This window comes from Stenotrophomonas sp. GSD10, from assembly GCF_056172695.1.
The window spans coordinates 4,259,298-4,274,991 of the sequence record NZ_JAOCMC010000002.1 but is presented as its reverse complement, the minus strand read 5'-3'; the positions used below and the strand labels follow the sequence as shown (position 1 = coordinate 4,274,991).

The 15,694-nt window shown below is 66.5% G+C and carries 14 protein-coding genes and 2 pseudogenes; 7 read left to right on the top strand and 9 right to left on the bottom strand.

The window, feature by feature from the left end; genetic code table 11:
* The first annotated feature begins 107 nt into the window (after positions 1–107).
* The 3 genes from eda to N4G47_RS19875 all read left to right on the top strand — a co-directional run bounded on the left by eda (position 108) and on the right by N4G47_RS19875 (position 2,422).
* On the top strand, positions 108–746 hold the full coding sequence (eda, locus tag N4G47_RS19885; RefSeq protein WP_475289721.1) for a bifunctional 4-hydroxy-2-oxoglutarate aldolase/2-dehydro-3-deoxy-phosphogluconate aldolase: 639 nt from the start codon (positions 108–110) through the stop codon (positions 744–746).
* A 95-nt stretch (positions 747–841) separates the two neighbouring features.
* Positions 842–1,870: an alcohol dehydrogenase AdhP gene (gene adhP / locus N4G47_RS19880; RefSeq protein ID WP_475289720.1), complete on the top strand. Its 1,029-nt coding sequence runs from the start codon at positions 842–844 to the stop codon at positions 1,868–1,870.
* A 159-nt stretch (positions 1,871–2,029) separates the two neighbouring features.
* Positions 2,030–2,422 carry a hypothetical protein gene (locus N4G47_RS19875; protein WP_475289719.1) on the top strand — a complete coding sequence of 131 codons (393 nt, stop codon included), beginning with the start codon at positions 2,030–2,032 and terminating at the stop codon, positions 2,420–2,422.
* 71 nt (positions 2,423–2,493) lie between these two features.
* Here the strand turns inward: N4G47_RS19875 and ligD are convergent, their stop codons facing one another.
* The 3 genes and pseudogenes from ligD to N4G47_RS19860 form a co-directional block, all read right to left on the bottom strand.
* Positions 2,494–4,974 carry a DNA ligase D gene (gene ligD, locus N4G47_RS19870; RefSeq protein WP_475289718.1) on the bottom strand — a complete coding sequence of 827 codons (2,481 nt, stop codon included), beginning with the start codon at positions 4,972–4,974 and terminating at the stop codon, positions 2,494–2,496.
* 3 nt (positions 4,975–4,977) lie between these two features.
* Positions 4,978–5,883, bottom strand: coding sequence for a non-homologous end joining protein Ku (gene ku, locus N4G47_RS19865; protein WP_475289717.1), 906 nt, complete (start codon positions 5,881–5,883; stop codon positions 4,978–4,980).
* 166 nt (positions 5,884–6,049) lie between these two features.
* Positions 6,050–6,447, bottom strand: a pseudogene (locus N4G47_RS19860) (hypothetical protein).
* Between the two features lie 144 nt (positions 6,448–6,591).
* Here N4G47_RS19860 and N4G47_RS19855 point away from each other — a divergent pair.
* A complete protein-coding gene (locus N4G47_RS19855) occupies positions 6,592–6,936 on the top strand; it encodes a hypothetical protein (RefSeq protein ID WP_475289716.1) in 345 nt (114 codons plus the stop codon).
* 113 nt (positions 6,937–7,049) lie between these two features.
* Here the strand turns inward: N4G47_RS19855 and N4G47_RS19850 are convergent.
* Positions 7,050–9,139: pseudogene (locus N4G47_RS19850) on the bottom strand (TonB-dependent receptor family protein).
* Between the two features lie 170 nt (positions 9,140–9,309).
* On the opposite strand from N4G47_RS19850, the gene N4G47_RS19845 reads away from it, so the two are divergent.
* The 3 genes from N4G47_RS19845 (at position 9,310) to N4G47_RS19835 (ending at position 12,646) form a co-directional block, all read left to right on the top strand.
* Positions 9,310–10,512, top strand: a complete 1,203-nt coding sequence (locus tag N4G47_RS19845; RefSeq protein ID WP_107231326.1) for an amino acid aminotransferase — start codon at positions 9,310–9,312, stop codon at positions 10,510–10,512.
* A gap of 271 nt (positions 10,513–10,783) precedes the next feature.
* On the top strand, positions 10,784–11,800 hold the full coding sequence (locus N4G47_RS19840) for a class 1 fructose-bisphosphatase (protein WP_107231325.1): 1,017 nt from the start codon (positions 10,784–10,786) through the stop codon (positions 11,798–11,800).
* Between the two features lie 108 nt (positions 11,801–11,908).
* The gene (locus N4G47_RS19835; protein ID WP_475289715.1) at positions 11,909–12,646 is read left to right on the top strand and encodes a 2OG-Fe(II) oxygenase; all 738 of its coding nucleotides are present in this window, start codon (positions 11,909–11,911) and stop codon (positions 12,644–12,646) included.
* A gap of 29 nt (positions 12,647–12,675) precedes the next feature.
* On the opposite strand, the gene N4G47_RS19830 is transcribed toward N4G47_RS19835, so the two are convergent.
* From N4G47_RS19830 to N4G47_RS19810, 5 genes are all read right to left on the bottom strand, one after another.
* On the bottom strand, positions 12,676–12,858 hold the full coding sequence (locus N4G47_RS19830) for a hypothetical protein (protein ID WP_475289714.1): 183 nt from the start codon (positions 12,856–12,858) through the stop codon (positions 12,676–12,678).
* A gap of 9 nt (positions 12,859–12,867) precedes the next feature.
* On the bottom strand, positions 12,868–13,191 hold the full coding sequence (locus tag N4G47_RS19825; protein ID WP_475289713.1) for a hypothetical protein: 324 nt from the start codon (positions 13,189–13,191) through the stop codon (positions 12,868–12,870).
* 18 nt (positions 13,192–13,209) lie between these two features.
* The gene (locus N4G47_RS19820) at positions 13,210–13,806 is read right to left on the bottom strand and encodes a hypothetical protein (RefSeq protein ID WP_475289712.1); all 597 of its coding nucleotides are present in this window, start codon (positions 13,804–13,806) and stop codon (positions 13,210–13,212) included.
* 21 nt (positions 13,807–13,827) lie between these two features.
* Complete coding sequence (locus tag N4G47_RS19815) at positions 13,828–14,436, bottom strand: hypothetical protein (protein ID WP_475289711.1); 609 nt, start codon at positions 14,434–14,436, stop codon at positions 13,828–13,830.
* 139 nt (positions 14,437–14,575) lie between these two features.
* Entirely contained in the window at positions 14,576–15,667 is a 1,092-nt protein-coding gene (locus tag N4G47_RS19810; protein ID WP_475289710.1) for a PA0069 family radical SAM protein, read from the bottom strand.
* Positions 15,668–15,694 lie beyond the last annotated feature (27 nt).

Genomic DNA, 15,694 nt, shown 5'->3' with positions numbered 1-15,694 from the left:
AGGGCAGGGCGCGCGCAGCGTCTTCGCAGCGCGCGTGGCATCATGCGCCGCTGCGCTGCCGGGCCCGGCAGCCATCCGCGATGCCCTGGCGGGCAAGGAGCAAGACGATGTCCAGCGCTGATCCGCGCCTGCGCGCGCTGTTGAAGCTGGCACCGGTGATCCCGGTGTACACCCCCGAAGATGTGAATGAAGCGGTCCACGTGGCCCAGGCGCTGTTCCGCGGTGGCCTGCCGGTGATCGAAGTGACCCTGCGCACGCCGCAGGCACTGGATGCGATCAAGGCCATGGTCGAAGCCGTGCCCGATGCGGTGATCGGTGCCGGCACCGTGCTCAGCCCTGCGCAGATGCAGGCGGCGAAGCAGGCCGGCGCGCGTTTCGCGGTGTCACCCGGTGCAACGCCGACGCTGTATGCCGCCGCGCGCGACGCCGACCTGCCGTACCTGCCCGGTGCTGCTACGGCTTCGGACCTGATCCTGGGCCTGGAACACAGCAAGGACACCTTCAAGTTCTTCCCGGCGGTGCAGGCCGGCGGCGCCGCGTTGCTGGCCGCCTGGCACGGCCCGTTCGCCGACGTGCGCTTCTGCCCGACCGGCGGCATCAGCGCACAGACCGCACCGCAGTTCCTGCACCTGCCCAACGTGCTGTGCGTGGGCGGTTCGTGGCTGACCACGCCGGCGCTGCTGCAGACCCGCGACTGGGACGCCATCGAACGCCTGGCCCGTGAAGCGTCGGTGCTGGCCAGCTGAATCCCGGCATCGATCGTCGATAGTTTGATCGTGATCAAAGCGCCGGCCTCGAGCCGGCGTCATTCTGTGGGCAAGCGCACTACGGAGATCCGAACATGCATTCCACCATGAAGGCCGCCGTCGTACGCGAGTTCGGCAAGCCACTGGTCATCGAGGAGGTCGCGGTACCACGCCCGGGGGCGGGCGAGGTGCTGGTCAAGATCGAGGCCTGTGGCGTCTGCCACACCGACCTGCACGCCGCCGAGGGCGACTGGCCGGTGAAACCGAACCCGCCATTCATCCCCGGCCACGAGGGCGTGGGGCACGTCGTGGCCGTGGGAGGCGGGGTAGGGCACGTCAAGGAAGGCGACAGGGTCGGCATCCCCTGGTTGTACTCGGCCTGTGGCCATTGCGAACATTGCCTGGGCGGCTGGGAAACGCTGTGCGAGACACAGCGCAACACCGGTTACTCGGTCAACGGCGGCTTCGCCGAGTACGCACTGGCCGATGCCAACTTTGTCGGCCTGCTTCCGAAGGACGTGGGCTTCGTCGAGATCGCACCGGTGCTGTGTGCCGGCGTGACCGTCTACAAGGGGCTGAAGGTCACCGACACCAAGCCCGGGGACTGGGTGGCGATCTCCGGTATCGGCGGCCTGGGCCACATGGCGGTGCAGTACGCCCGCGCGATGGGCCTGAACGTGGCCGCGGTGGACGTGGACGACAGCAAGCTGGCGCTGGCGCGGCAGCTCGGTGCACAGGTCACCGTCAACGCGCGCACCACCGATCCGGCCGCGTTCCTGAAGAAGGAAATCGGCGGCGCACACGGCGCGCTGGTCACCGCGGTATCGCCCAAGGCCTTCGAACAGGCCCTGGGCATGGTCCGCCGCGGCGGCACCGTGTCACTCAACGGGCTGCCGCCGGGCAACTTCCCGCTGGACATCTTCGGCATGGTGCTCAACGGCATCACCGTGCGCGGCTCGATCGTCGGCACCCGACTGGACCTGCAGGAATCGCTGCAGTTCGCCGCCGAAGGCAAGGTCGCCGCCACGGTCAGCACCGACCGCCTGGAGAACATCAACGACGTGTTCGCGCGCATGCATGCGGGCACCATCGAAGGCCGCGTGGTGCTCGACTTCGCCGCCTGACCGTCTGTGCATGGCCGCCGTCGTTCCGTACCCCTCTCCCACGGGCACGGCGGCCATGCCGATCCACCGGGTCGGATCTCCCATCGGCCCCTGTCGGATGGGCTCTGACCCGTTGCAACCGGACGGCACGACCGCATCGCACCGCCGTACAATGCGCGCATGCCTGGCCTGCTCAAGACCCTGTTCCTGTCCGTCGTCGCCCTGATCGGCGGCGTGCTGTCGCTGGCGCTGGTCAGCAGCGTTGCCAGCTGGCTGCCGCCGCTGCTGGGAATGTCGCCGCACAACAACAGTGTGCAACTGGGCTGGGACCTGGCCTTCAGCGTACTCGGTGGCATCGCCGGCATTTCTTTCGCCACCTACTACGCGCCGTGCTGGCCGCGTTCGCACGGCTTCTCGATCTGGTCGCTGATCGCGCTGGGCTGCGGCTATGCCATGTGGACGGTGGGTGCGGATTTCCCGCTGTGGTTCGTCATTTCGCTGCTGGTGTCGCTGCCGGTGCAGTTGCTGTTGGGCTGGTGGTTCGGCCGCCGCGCTTCGCGCGATCCGCGCTGAGCGCATACTGGTAGTGCCGGCCGCTGGCCGGGAACCTTGGCCACCCTGCAGTTGCCGGCCAGCGGCCGGCACTACCGCTTCAGCGTCGGCAGCGACTGCCTCAAGCGCTCGATACCGTGCCACGGATGTCCCTTCAATCGCTTCGCCCGCGCCAGTGCCTTGGCCATCGGAAACGCGTCGGCCGCGCTGACGCGCGCCAGTTCCTCCCAGCGCAGCGGTACGGCCACACCGGCGGAGTCACGCGCACGCAGCGACCACGAACACACGCTGGTCGCGCCGCGCGTGTTGCGCAGCCAGTCAATGAAGATGACGCCGCCACGCTTGGCCTTGCTCATCGTCGCCACGTAGCGCTCCGGTTGTTCCAGCGCCATGGCCTGGGCGAAGGCCTCGCAGAATGCCTTGGCCTGTTCCCAGTCCGCCTTCGGCTGCAGCGGCACCACCACATGCACGCCCTTGCCGCCGGACAGCCGCACGAAGCTTTCCAGCCCGACCTTCAACAGCCGGTCACGCACATCGCGCGCGCCTGCTTTCACCTGTGCCCAGCTCACGCCTTCGCCAGGATCAAGATCGAACACCAGCCGGTCCGGATGCTCGGGATCGGCCACGGTGGCGCCCCACGGATGCAGCTCCAGCACATTCATCTGCACCAGCTGCAACAGCCCGCGCGCATCGTCGATATAGACGTAGTCCTCGCGGCCGCTCTTCTGCTGCAGCGGTATCGCATGCACCGCATCGCCCAGGCCGGGGCCGTGGTGCTTCTGGAAGAAGCAGGCCTTGCCCACGCCGTCCGGGCAGCGCAGCAGCGACAGTGGCCTGCCGGCGATCTCCGGCAGGATCCAGCGCGCCATGCGAAGGTAGTAATCAGCCACATCGCCCTTGCTCGCCTTCTGCCTTGGAAACACGATGCGTTCGGGGTGGGTGATCTGCACGTCGTCACCGGCCTGCGTGTTGGCTGTACTCACGTCCAGATCCTCCCTCTGCTTGTCGCTGCGCAGCCGCTTGAAGCTGGCCTGGCGCAGCAGGCCTTCCTTGCCCCAGCCACGGAAGGCCACCTCGGCCACCGTCACCGGCTTCACCCAGCGCACGCTGGCAGCGCGGAAGGGCACATGCGCCGGCAGCTGCAGCACGGGCGTCTTCACTGCCAACGGCTGCAGTGCCCTGAGCAGCGCGCGCAGGCTTGCATCGTCGAAACCGGTGCCGACGCGGCCCACATAGCGCAGCCCGCCCTTGTCCGGCGCCGCCAGCAGCAGCGAGCCGAATCCCACCCGTGAGCCCTTGGGTGCGGTATGGCCGACAATCACGAACTCATCGGTATCCTCGTGCTTCACCTTCACCCAGCTGCGCGCACGCAGGTTGACGTATGGTGCATCCACCTGCTTGCTGACGATCCCCTCGAAGCCTGCATCGCCACTGGCTTCGAACACCTGCGGGCCGTGGTCGATCACATGTTCGCTGAAGGCCAGCGTGCCCGGCGCAGACCCGATGAGTGCCTTCAGCAGCGCCTTGCGTGCCAGCAACGGTGCGCGGCTGATATCGACCCCCGCAACTCCTGGCAGATCGAACACGATGTAGCGCAGCGGTTGCTTGGAGCTGCCATCGATCACCCGCTGCAAGGCGGCGAAGTCGCTGCGCCCCTGCGCATCCAGTACCACCAGCTCGCCGTCCAGGCGTGCGTCACCTACCGGCAGCGCCTTCAGCGCCTGTACCACCTCGGGGAAGTCAGCGGTCCAGTCCAGACCATTGCGTGAGCGCAGCTTCACCTCACCGTCGTGCAGATCGGCCAACAGACGATAGCCGTCCCACTTGATCTCGTGCAGCCAGCGATGGCCGTCCGGCGCGGTGTCGCGGTGGTCGGTCAGCTGTGGCTTGAAGTCGCGTGGGTACGGTGTTTCGCGCGCGCCCTCCAGTCGCAGTGCGCGGGCATGCCAACGGCCATCGGCCTTGCGGCTGCGCGTGGTGGGGGCAGCGCGCGCCACCTTCTTCGCCGAGCGCTTCTGTTCCGCCGTTGCACGCTTCGGCACCGGGCCTTCCAGCAGATCATCGGCCTCCGCATCGCGCGCGTCATCGTCGTCGCGCTTGATCAGCAGCCACTGCACCTGGCGTCCCTTCATTGTCGTTCGCACCAGCTTCCAGCCACCGGCCAGCCGTCGCCCATGCAGCACGAAGTCGATCTTGCCCGCCGCCAGCGCTTCCAGCGGATCACCCTCGCAGGCCCAGGTGCCCTGGTCGAACACCTCGACATGTCCTGCACCGTAGTGACCTTCAGGGATGTCGCCCTCGAAGGTGGCGTAGGACAGCGGATGGTCTTCCACTTCCACCGCCAGCCGCTTCTCACCCACCCGCAGCGAAGGGCCTTTCGGCACCGCCCAGCTTTTCAGCACACCGTCCATTTCGAGGCGGAAATCGTAGTGTCGCGAGCTGGCATGGTGCAGCTGGATGACGAAGGTCGGCCGCCGCTTCGGGTCACCGTGGGCGGGGGTGTCGTCAGGCTCCGGCGTCTGCCCGGTACCTCCGCCGAGGCGACGCTTGCGTCGATACTGGTGCAACGACATCACTCAGCCTGCCTTGCGCCGCGTGGTCTTCTTGGCGGCCTTCTTGACGGCCTTCTTTGCCACCTTCTTCGCCGGTGCCTTGCGGCTCGCATTCTTCTTCGCCGGTGTGCGCGTGTTGGCATCCAGGCTCTTCTGCAGCAGCGCCATGAAATCGACCACGTTGGTGGCAGCATCCTCATGTGGCGCCGGCTCCTCTTCCACCCGGGTGGTGCCTCCTCTGGACTTGATCCGCTTGTTCAACACCTTGTGCAGGCGCTCGCGGAACTCATCGTGATACTGGGTCGGGTCCCAATCACCGGCCATCGACTCGACCAGCTGCGCGGCCATCGCCGTTTCCTTGCTGGTGATGCGGTAGTCGGACAGCTTGCCGGTGGGCAGCTTGTAGTCCTCAGGATCCACCAGTTCCTGCGGATAGCGCAGGATCATCAACACCAGCGCGTCTGCCTGCGGCATCACCGCGCACAGGTACTCTCGCGTGCGCACCACCACCCGCGCGATGCCCACCTTGCCGGTACTACGCAGCGTTTCGCGCAACAGCACGTAGCCTTTTTCGGCTTTCCTGGCGGGCACCAGCAGATACGGCTTCTCGTAGTAGCGCGGATCAATCTGCGCCGCATCCACGAATGATTCCACCTCCACGGCCTCGTGGCTCTCCGGCGCCGCCGAGCGGATGTCACCTTCCTCCAGCACGACATAGCTGCCCTTGTCGTACTCGTAGGCCTTGACGATGTCCTTCCAGGGCACTTCCTCGCCCGTATCGGCGTTGACCCGTTCGAAGCGGATCGGTTTGCGGTCACGTGAATCGAGCATGCGGAACTGCAGATCGACCTTGCGTTCGCCGGACATCAGCGACACCGGCACATTGAGCAGGCCGAAGGACAGTGTGCCGGTCCAGATCGGGCGGGCCATGGGAACACCTGTAACGGGGCAGGGGACGCCCAGCTTCGATCCGGCGATGTAAACCACCCGTGTCGGTACCGTGCAGGTGGCTTCTACGGAAAACGGTAGTGCCGGCCGCAGGCCGGGTGAGGCTCGCGGCCTGAGGCTTCCTCGGGTTGCCGGCCAGCGGCCGCCACTACTGCAGCAGCGGCCTCACCGCCGCGGCCGGAATATGGTCCAGCGCGCGCCAGGCGTCTTCCACCACCGGTCGCGCCTGCGACCAGCTCATCCGTGACTGCCCGCGCATCTGTTCCCAGTGTTCGGCCAGCTCCTCGCAGGTATCGGCGGCATCACCGCGTGGCCAGTCGGCGGCGTGGGTGGTCAGCGCGAAGGCATAGACCGGGCACAGGTCGCGCCAGTTGCGATGGTGCTGGCGCGGCGCTCCTCGTAATCGCTGAGCATGTACTGCAGGTAGTCCTGCGCCACCGCCTGCGGGTCTTCCTGGCGACGTGCCCGGCGCTGCGCGGTGCGCTGGCCAAGCGGGTCGAGCAGGGCGTTGAACACGGACGGTGCGGGTCGCTCAAGACGGGGCATGGCCGGCTCCTGCAGTGGGGCGGGTGGGCAGGAATACGCGCGGTGCCGTTACCGGGGGTGAGCGAGATGTTCATGACGCCAGGTTCGCAGCGGCTTTACCTGCCCGGCGCTGTAGTGGGAGCCCCCAGCGCAGGTAGCCAGACCATGAGCCGAGAGACCTCCCGCGACCCGCTGCGCGCGAACCATCCGCCGATTGCCGGCGAGCAGCGCGGCAAGCACGATGCCGACAATGCCGACTACCGTGGCACCGGTGCGCCGTTCTTCGACGCTGAGCACGGTGGAGACCATCTGCCGGTGAAGCACGAGGCTGAACAGGCGGCCCAGGACCGCAAGGATGGCGGCGACCGCCATCGCGGCGGGCAGGAAAGCCCGCTCAAGCGCCGCGAACGCAAGCAGCGCGCCAGCGACAACCAGGACGAGGCGCTGGAGGAGACCTTCCCGGCCAGCGATCCCACCTCGCCGTTCGTGCCGGCCAAGGCCCCCGATTGACGGGTCGTGCCGGCCGCTGGCCGGCAACCTGCCGACATCCTGCACGACGCGATGCCGGCCAGCGGCCGGCACTACCCGTCGGTCAGGAGACCTTCACGGCCGGCACGACCCCTTCAGCGCCACGACCATTGCAGGCCGACGTTGGCCCGCCGTCCCGGTCCCGGCTCGTAGAAACGCCCGTTGCCGTCATTGACGATCACCGAACCGATATAGGCCTGGTCCAGCACGTTCTCCAACCGGGCGAACGCGCGCAGCTCGCCCCCGGCAGCGCCCAGCGGCGGCCGGCTTCCAGGTTCAGCAACGCGTAGCCCGGCGCGCGCTCGGTGGCCAGGTCGTTGACCACGGTATCGCTGCTGGCGGTGGCCTCCAGCGCCCACTGCCAGTCGCCGGGGGTCCACTGCAGGCGGGCAAAGGCCTGCTGTCGGGGCACGCCCGGCAGGCGGCTGCCCGCAGCCACCGTGTTGTTCGCGGTCAGATAGGGCGCACGCACCTGCGCCTGCAGCCAGGTCCATGCCAGCTGCAGGTCCAGCTGCTCGGCCAGCGGCTGCCGGTACTGCAGTTCCACGCCCTGGCGGCGGGTGCGACCAATGTTGCGATAGGTGCTGCGTCCGCCGATGTTGCTGGCAACGGCCAGCTCGTTGTCGGTATCTGCACGGAACACGCTGATATCGAGCTTGGTTCCGCTCTGCGCGCGCCACTTGCTGCCCACCTCCAGCGAGCGGCTGCGCGCGGCGGCCAGATCCAGTGCCAGCCCGGCTTGCCCGTCGGCGCGATAGCCCAGCTCGTTGAAGGTGGGGGTCTCGAAGCCGCGACCGACTGCGGCGTGCAGCCGCCACTGCGGGCTGGCCTCGAAGCTGACGCCCGCCACCGGCGTGGTGGCCTGGTAGCGGCGGCGGCCACTGTCATCCGGGTTGCGGCCGGTGATGTAGCGGTCATCCGATTCGAATCGCACGCTGCTGTGGCGCACGCCCGCCAGCAGCGACCAGCGCGGGCGCCACTGCCACCAGGCCTGCGCGAACTGATCGACGTTCTGCACGGTATCGATCTGGTCGCGACGCAGGCGGCCGCGCACGCCCAGCGTGCTGCCCACGAAGTTCTCGTAGCCGGTGCGATGCTGGCGCTGGCGGTCGGCGCTGAGCCCGGCCACCAGGTCCAGCGGCCGCCCGCCCACGTCCCCATGCCAGCCCCAGCGCGCGTCCAGCCCGCCGTAGCCGGCGTCCAGATCGATCACGCCGCCGGCATGCAGCGGGTTGGCCTGCGCGGTCGGCGGGATCGGCAGGTACTGGCGTACCGCGCGCTGGCCGGCGTAGCCCATCAGCTGCCAGCGCTGCGCCCCGGCCTCGCGGGTCCAGCGCAGGCCAGCCTGCTGCTGGCGCACCGATTTGCGGGTGTTGTACTGATCTGCGACCGACGTGGCCTGGCGCGGATTGGCTGCCACCTGCGCGCGGGTCAGGCCCAACGGGTCCTGCGCATCGGGCGCGTCCAGCGCATTGAGCAGCAGCTCCAGCCGTCCACCGCCCAGATCGCCGCCGATGCGCGCATTGAGCGATTCGCGGCGTGCACGGCTGTGGTCACGCCAACCGTCGGTGCGGAAATGGCTGGCAGCGATGTTGTAGTCCAGTCCACGGCCGGCGCCCTTCAGCTGCGCGCCCACGCTGAGCGTGTTGTCGGCACCGGCGTTGAGGCGCAGCCGCCAGGGATCATCGGCCTGGCCCTGTGCGCTCCACACCTGCAGCACGCCGCCGGAGGAGTTGCCATACAGCGCGGAGAACGGCCCGCGCAGCACCTCGATGCGCTCGGCACCCAGCAGGCTGGCGTGCGACAGCTGGCCCTGGCCGTCGGGCATGGTGGCCGGCACGCCGTCGATCAGCACCCGCACCCCACGCACGCCGAAGGTCGAGCGCGCTCCAAAGCCACGGATCGACAGTTGGGTGTCCTGTGCGAAGTTCTGGCGGTCGCGCGCCAGCAGCCCCGGCACCCCGGTCAGCGCCTCGGACAGCTGCGCGCCCGCGCCGGCACGGCCGGCGTCGATCCAGACCGTGTCCTGGCTGGCCGGCAACGCGAACGGGTCGATGCCCGGCACCCGCGCCGCCTGCACCTGCACGGCGGGCAGCGCCGTAGCAGACGGTTCGGCCAGCGCCGGCCAGGGCGACAGCAGCACGGCGATCAGCGGCAGGGAGGGACGGCGCGCGGCAGGAATCATGATTCAGGTTGATGGATCGGGCGGCAACGCACGCCATGGTACGGGGCCGCCGATGACGATGGCGGCGGCCAGCCCCGGCAGGCTTTGTTACGATGGGCTGTTTCCGGCCGAAAAGCCGCAGACCGCGTAGCGCACTTCCTCCCCTTTCCGTCTACCGAACGAGTACCGCCGTGTCCTTCTTTGCAAACGTGGAACTGGTCCCAGGCGACCCGATCCTGGGCCTGACCGAGGCGTACAACGCCGACAGCCGCCCGACCAAGGTCAACCTGGGTGTGGGCATCTACTACGACGAGAGCGGCCGCATTCCGCTGCTGCGCGCCGTCAAGCAGATCGAGCAGCAGCTCGCCGCTGAAGCCAAACCGCGCGGCTACCTGCCGATCGATGGTCTGCCGGCGTACACGCAGGCCACGCGTGAGCTGGTGTTCGGCAAGGATTCGCCGCTGCTGGCTGCCGGCCGCGTCACCACCGCACAGACCGTCGGTGGCAGCGGTGCGCTGCGCGTCGGCGCCGACGTGCTGAAGAAGCTGCTGCCGCACGCCACCGTCGCACTGAGCAACCCGAGCTGGGAAAACCACCGCGCGGTGTTCAGCGCGGCCGGCTTCGAGGTGGTGGAGTACACCTACTTCGACCCGACCACCCATGGCGTCAACTTCGATGCTCTGCTGGCCGACCTGGGCAAGCTGGAAGCGGGCACCGTGGTGCTGCTGCACGCCTGCTGCCACAACCCCACCGGTGCCGACCTCACGGTCACCCAGTGGAAGCAGGTCGCACAGCTGCTGAAGGACCGCCAGCTGTTCCCCTTCATCGACATGGCCTACCAGGGCTTCGACAAGGGCATCGAGCAGGATGGCGCCGCCGTGCGCATCATCGCCGAGGCCGGCATCGACAGCTTCATCGTCGCCAACTCGTACTCCAAGTCGTTCTCGCTCTACGGCGAGCGCGTGGGTGCGCTGTCGATGGTGGCGCCGACCGCCGCAGACGCCAAGGCCGTGCAGTCGCAGGTCAAGCGCGTGATCCGCACCATCTACTCCAGCCCGTCCACCCACGGTGCCGCGCTGGTGGCCGGCGTGCTGACCAACCCGGAACTGCGCGCGATGTGGGAGCAGGAGCTGACCGAGATGCGCGAGCGCATCCACGCCCTGCGCCAGGGCCTGGTCGAGAAGCTGGCCGCGGCCGGTGCGCCGCAGTTCGGTTTCATCAACGAGCAGGCCGGCATGTTCTCCTACTCCGGCCTGAGCCGTGAGCAGGTCGAGCGCCTGCGCGACGAGTTCGGCATCTACGCCGTCGGCACCGGCCGCATCTGCGTGGCCGCGCTGAACCAGAACAACCTGGAATACGTCGCCAAGGCCGTGGCCACCGTCGCCAAGGGCTGAAGCAACGCTCCAGTGGTTTGAAGACAAAGGCGCCGAAAGGCGCCTTTGTTTTTGGGTCTTGGTTGTTGCTGAATTCTAGAGCCGAGCCCACGCTCGGCTTGCGCGCCATCACGGACGAAGCGCAGCCGAGCGTGGGCTCGGCTCTACACAAGCCCTGCGGCGGCCGCACGGCACAACGCATCTGGAAACGATTACGCCTCCCCGCGCTCACGCACGCGCTGGCCGGACGGGCGACAATAGGCGTTTTCCCGCTGCCGAGACCTGCCCGACCATGTCCCGTACTTCGTTGACCCGCTTCCTGATCCAGGAACAGCACGCCGGCCGCATCAATGCCGACCTGCGCCAGCTGATCGCCGTGGTCGCCCGCGCCTGCACCAGCATCTCCATCGCCGTCAGCAAGGGCGCCCTCGGTGGCGTGCTCGGCGAGGCCGGTACCGGCAACGTGCAGGGTGAAGCGCAGAAGAAGCTGGACGTGATCAGCAACGAGATCCTGCTCGAAGCCAACGCCTGGGGCGGCCACCTCGCCGCCTGCGCCTCGGAGGAAATGGACCACAGCCAGCCAGTGCCGGACATCTACCCGCGCGGCGACTTCCTGCTGCTGTTCGATCCCCTCGATGGCAGCTCCAACATCGACGTCAACGTCTCGGTGGGCACCATCTTCTCGGTGCTGCGCTGCCCGACCAACGTCGAGCTGCCGGGCGATGACGCGTTCCTGCAGCCGGGCAGCAAGCAGATTGCCGCCGGCTACTGCATCTACGGGCCCAGCACCCAGCTGGTGCTGACCGTCGGCCACGGCACCCATGCCTTCACCCTGGACCGCGAGAAGGGCGAATTCGTGCTGACCACCGAGAACATGCAGATTCCGGCGGCCACCCAGGAATTTGCCATCAACATGTCCAACCAGCGCCACTGGGAAGCGCCGATGCAGGCCTATGTGGGCGACCTGCTGGCCGGCAAGGAAGGCGCGCGCGGCAAGAATTTCAACATGCGCTGGATCGCCAGCATGGTGGCCGACGTGCACCGCATCCTGACCCGCGGCGGCATCTTCATCTACCCGTGGGACAAGAAGGATCCGTCCAAGGCCGGCAAGCTGCGCCTGATGTACGAAGCCAACCCGATGGGCCTGCTGGTTGAACAGGCCGGCGGCGCCGCCTGGACCGGCCGCGAGCGCATTCTCGACATCCAGCCCGACCAGCTGCACCAGCGCGTGCCGGTGTTCCTCGGCTCGCGTGAGGAAGTGGCCGAAGCGGTGCGTTACCACCACGCGCACGACCAGGCGCAGGGCTGACCCACGGTTGCCCGACCGCGGTCATGGCACTTCGATGACATGACCCTGGGGTGACACCGAAGGCGGCAAGCGGCACCATCAAGCCGTTGCCGCCTAAGGAATGCACGCATGCACGAGCAGGGCCCGGTCGATTTCATCGAAGTCATCCACAACGCCGTCCCCAGCGAAGTCTGCGCGGCGATCGTCGAGCGTCTGCGCGCCACGCGCGGCCTGCTGCCGGGTGCGGTAGGCAGTGGTGTGTTCCCGGAACTCAAGCACAGCAAGGATCTGCGCATCAGTGGCCTGGACGGCTGGCAGGATGTCGACCAGCAGCTGCAGATCGCGGCGTTCAACGGGCTGCTGACTTATCTACGCCGTTATCCACAGGCATTGATCGCGCCGTTGATGTTGCAGATCCAGGACAGCGACGGCCAACCGCGACGCCTGTCTGCCGAGGACTTCCCCGACATGCCGCAGCAGCAGCTGGCCGATCTGGCCCGCACCTGCCTGCGCCCGGGTGCGATCAACCTGCAGTGGTACGCGGCGGGCGAGGGCGGTTATCCGTACTGGCACTGCGAACTGTACCCGAAGGACGCGCAGGCCGAGACCCTGCACCGGCATGTGCTGTGGACGCTGTACCTCAACGACGAATTCGAAGCGGGCGAAACCGAGTTCCTGTTCCAGGGGCGGAAGATCGCACCGCGCACCGGCAGCCTGCTGATTGCGCCGACCGCGTTCACTCATACCCATCGCGGCAACCGGCCACAGGGCGGTGACAAGTTCATCGCCACCAGCTGGATCCTGTTCCAGAGCGCGCAGAAGTTGTTTGGGGGTAGCGTCCTCGTAGCGTCGAGCTTGCTCGACTGAACCTGGAGCGAAGTCGAGCAAGCTCGACGCTACTGTGGGCGGCGGCGATAGAGAATCCCGCCTGCCACGGCACCGAACACCGCCACACCGAAGCCAACGAGCTCTTCTTCTCCAAGCGCATCGCCTGACATCAGCTTGCCGGCCGTCAGCAACAGGACGTTCAACGGAAGCATCCACAGGAACGCGATGCCCAGCCAGCAGATGATCTTCATGTCATGTGCTCACGGGTCCGGATACATCGACTTGAACCAGTAGGCGGATCTGTTCCGCATCCATGTGCTGAACGCTTCTGTCTCCAGTTGCTGCAGCTGGCGCATGTCCAATCCATAGCGCTGGAACAGCGAAATCAGCTCTCTCATACCGTCCTCATCCACAGCCGACGGATCAACAGAGACGTTGATCGTGCTGAGGAACCCTTCGACAGACACCACGCCCGGAATCTGGTTCAACCTGGAGAAGAACGCATCCTCGTCCAGTCGTGAGTAGAACCTCAGGGAATCAATTTCTATTTTCAGCATTGCCAGTCGTCGCAGAAGTGATTGCATGCAGGCTGTTCCACCCGGCTATCGGGTGGGCCCAAAGGTTCGCCAGAGACTTCCGTCGCCGCCTTGCCAGGCACTGAGCTTCTCGACGGGGATTTCCTTGAGTTGACAGGTGAACTGGAGATAGAAGGAACGGTCTTCCTTTCGATAGCTGTTCCATCCGACAGCCGTCACTTTGACTTCCATCCGTCCATCGCGCTCGTGCGGCTGATGTAATTCGACGTCCACTGAATCGGCCAACCAATAGTCTCCCTTGTGCGCGAAGCCCGCACCGCCACTGGTCAAGCGCGCATCCCCTACCTCCGGCGTCCCTTCCGGCGAAGGCGTGTATCGCTTCAGGCTGCCGGTGATCTTGGTGAACTGCTGGGAATCGATCACGCCGGGCGACTCCGAGAAGAGGCGCAGCAGAAGGAGCGTGTCCGTGCCCTTGCGCACCAACTGACCGGTATTTGCCATCCACAGATGTTGCTCGAACTCGTCCAGTCCGGCTGGCATATCAGTGGCAATCGACGCCTGCGGAACGACGAGGCATTCGTGAATGGCGCGGGCCTGCACCTGCGGGGTCGCAAGGGAGAAAAGGAAAGCGCTGGCCGGAAGAAAACACAGGCGTTTCATCATGTAGACACAGTTGATCCGAATTCAATCACGGGTGCGATTGGCAGGATGCGCCTGATCGAAAGGGGACGCATCGGTATCATGGGCTCCCGTCCATGCATCGAGGTCCTGCATCTGCAGGGGCGAGGCTTTCAGGCGCTCTGATAACTGGGTCGTTGCATCACATTCACCGCGCCATTGTAGTGGGCTTGCGGAGCGGAGCGTTGCGTCGACCACGAGCTCGATGCCGGAATCTCCGACGGAAACCACGGTAATCTGCCCTGCGATCGGCACTGCGTAGCACCCCGTTTTTCCCGCAAACGCGCTCGATCCGCTGCTTTGAAACAGCCGTACGCGATCGCCTGCGGCAGCGAACCGGTCGCCTGCTTTGGCATCGGCGGGGAGCTGGATCGTGAGCTTGCTGAAAGTGGAGCGGTCGGTCCGCCATGACGAACGGAATTGTCTCAGCCCGATCACACGGCTGTTGCCGGCAACAATCTGGTGACAGGCAAAGAGCTGCTGGCGCGGCTCGACCGTAAGGCAGGCGGGGTCGCGCATGGCAGCGTCTTCAATCACAAACGCACGGGCAGCCTCTGCATCGGCGCCACAGACAAACAGAAATGCACCACAGCTGAGAGCAGACAGATGCTTCATGGGCGAACTGATTCGTCGTCAAGCGAAGCGAATCGCATTGTCGCAGATCGTAGGTCATCCATCTGCATCCTTCCCTGGCTTGCCGGCCATCCTGCCAAGCGCAGATTGTTGCCGGTAAGTCAGGCAGCGGTCCAGCGTTCTAGAACAGACTCCCCTGCGGCGATTCCTTGCGCGGCGGCAGCGGTTTCAGGAACCGGCTGCAGTCCAGCTTCGGCCAATGGCTGTTCTGCGCATTGAACCCGAGACGCTTGCGCGCCAGCTTGAAGCGGTTGCTCAACAGCTCCGCGTACACGCCCTGGCCACGCATGCGTGTGCCGAACTGGCTGTCGTAGTCCTTGCCGCCGCGCAGCTGCTGGATGGTGCTCATCACGTGCGCGGCGCGATCGGGATGATGGGTATCCAGCCAGTCGCGGAACAGCGGCGCCACTTCCAGCGGCAGGCGCAACAGCACGTAGCCGGCGGTACTTGCACCGGCGTCGTGCGCGGCCTCCAGCACGGCTTCCAGTTCGCTGTCGTTGATCCACGGAATCACCGGCGCCACCATCACGCCCACCGGAATGCCCGCCTCATGCAGGCGCTTCATCGCGCGCAGCCGCGCATGCGGCGCCGAGGCGCGCGGTTCCAGCTTCGCGGAAAGATGCGGGTCCAGCGAGGTCACCGAAAAATGCACGCTGACCAGGTTCTCCGCCGCCAACGGTGCCAGCAGATCGATATCGCGTTCGACCAGTGCGTTCTTGGTGATCAGCGAGAACGGATGCCTGGTTTCCAGCATCACTTCGATCAGTTGCCGGGTCAGCTTGAACTTGCGTTCGATCGGTTGGTACGCATCGGTGTTGATGCCCAATGCGATCGGCTGCGGTACGTAGCCCGGCTTCGACAGTTCCTTGCGCAGCAGCTGCGGCGCGTTCGTCTTGGCGAACAGCTTGGTCTCGAAGTCCAGGCCCGGCGACAGGTTCAGATACGCATGCGAGGGGCGCGCGAAGCAGTAGGAGCAGCCGTGCTCGCAGCCGCGGTACGGATTCACCGACTGGCTGAAGCCGACGTCCGGCGAGTTGTTGCGGCTGATGATGCTGCGTGCGGTCTCGGCGCGTACTTCGGTGCGCAGGCGCGGGGCGAGGAACTCCTCGCTCTCGTCGACCGCCCAGCCGTCGTCCACCGCCTCGCTGACGGTGCTTTCAAAGCGCCCGGCAAGGTGGGACGTGGAACCTCGGCCCTTGATCGCAATACCCATTGCGGCAGCGTACGCCGGGGCTGTCTC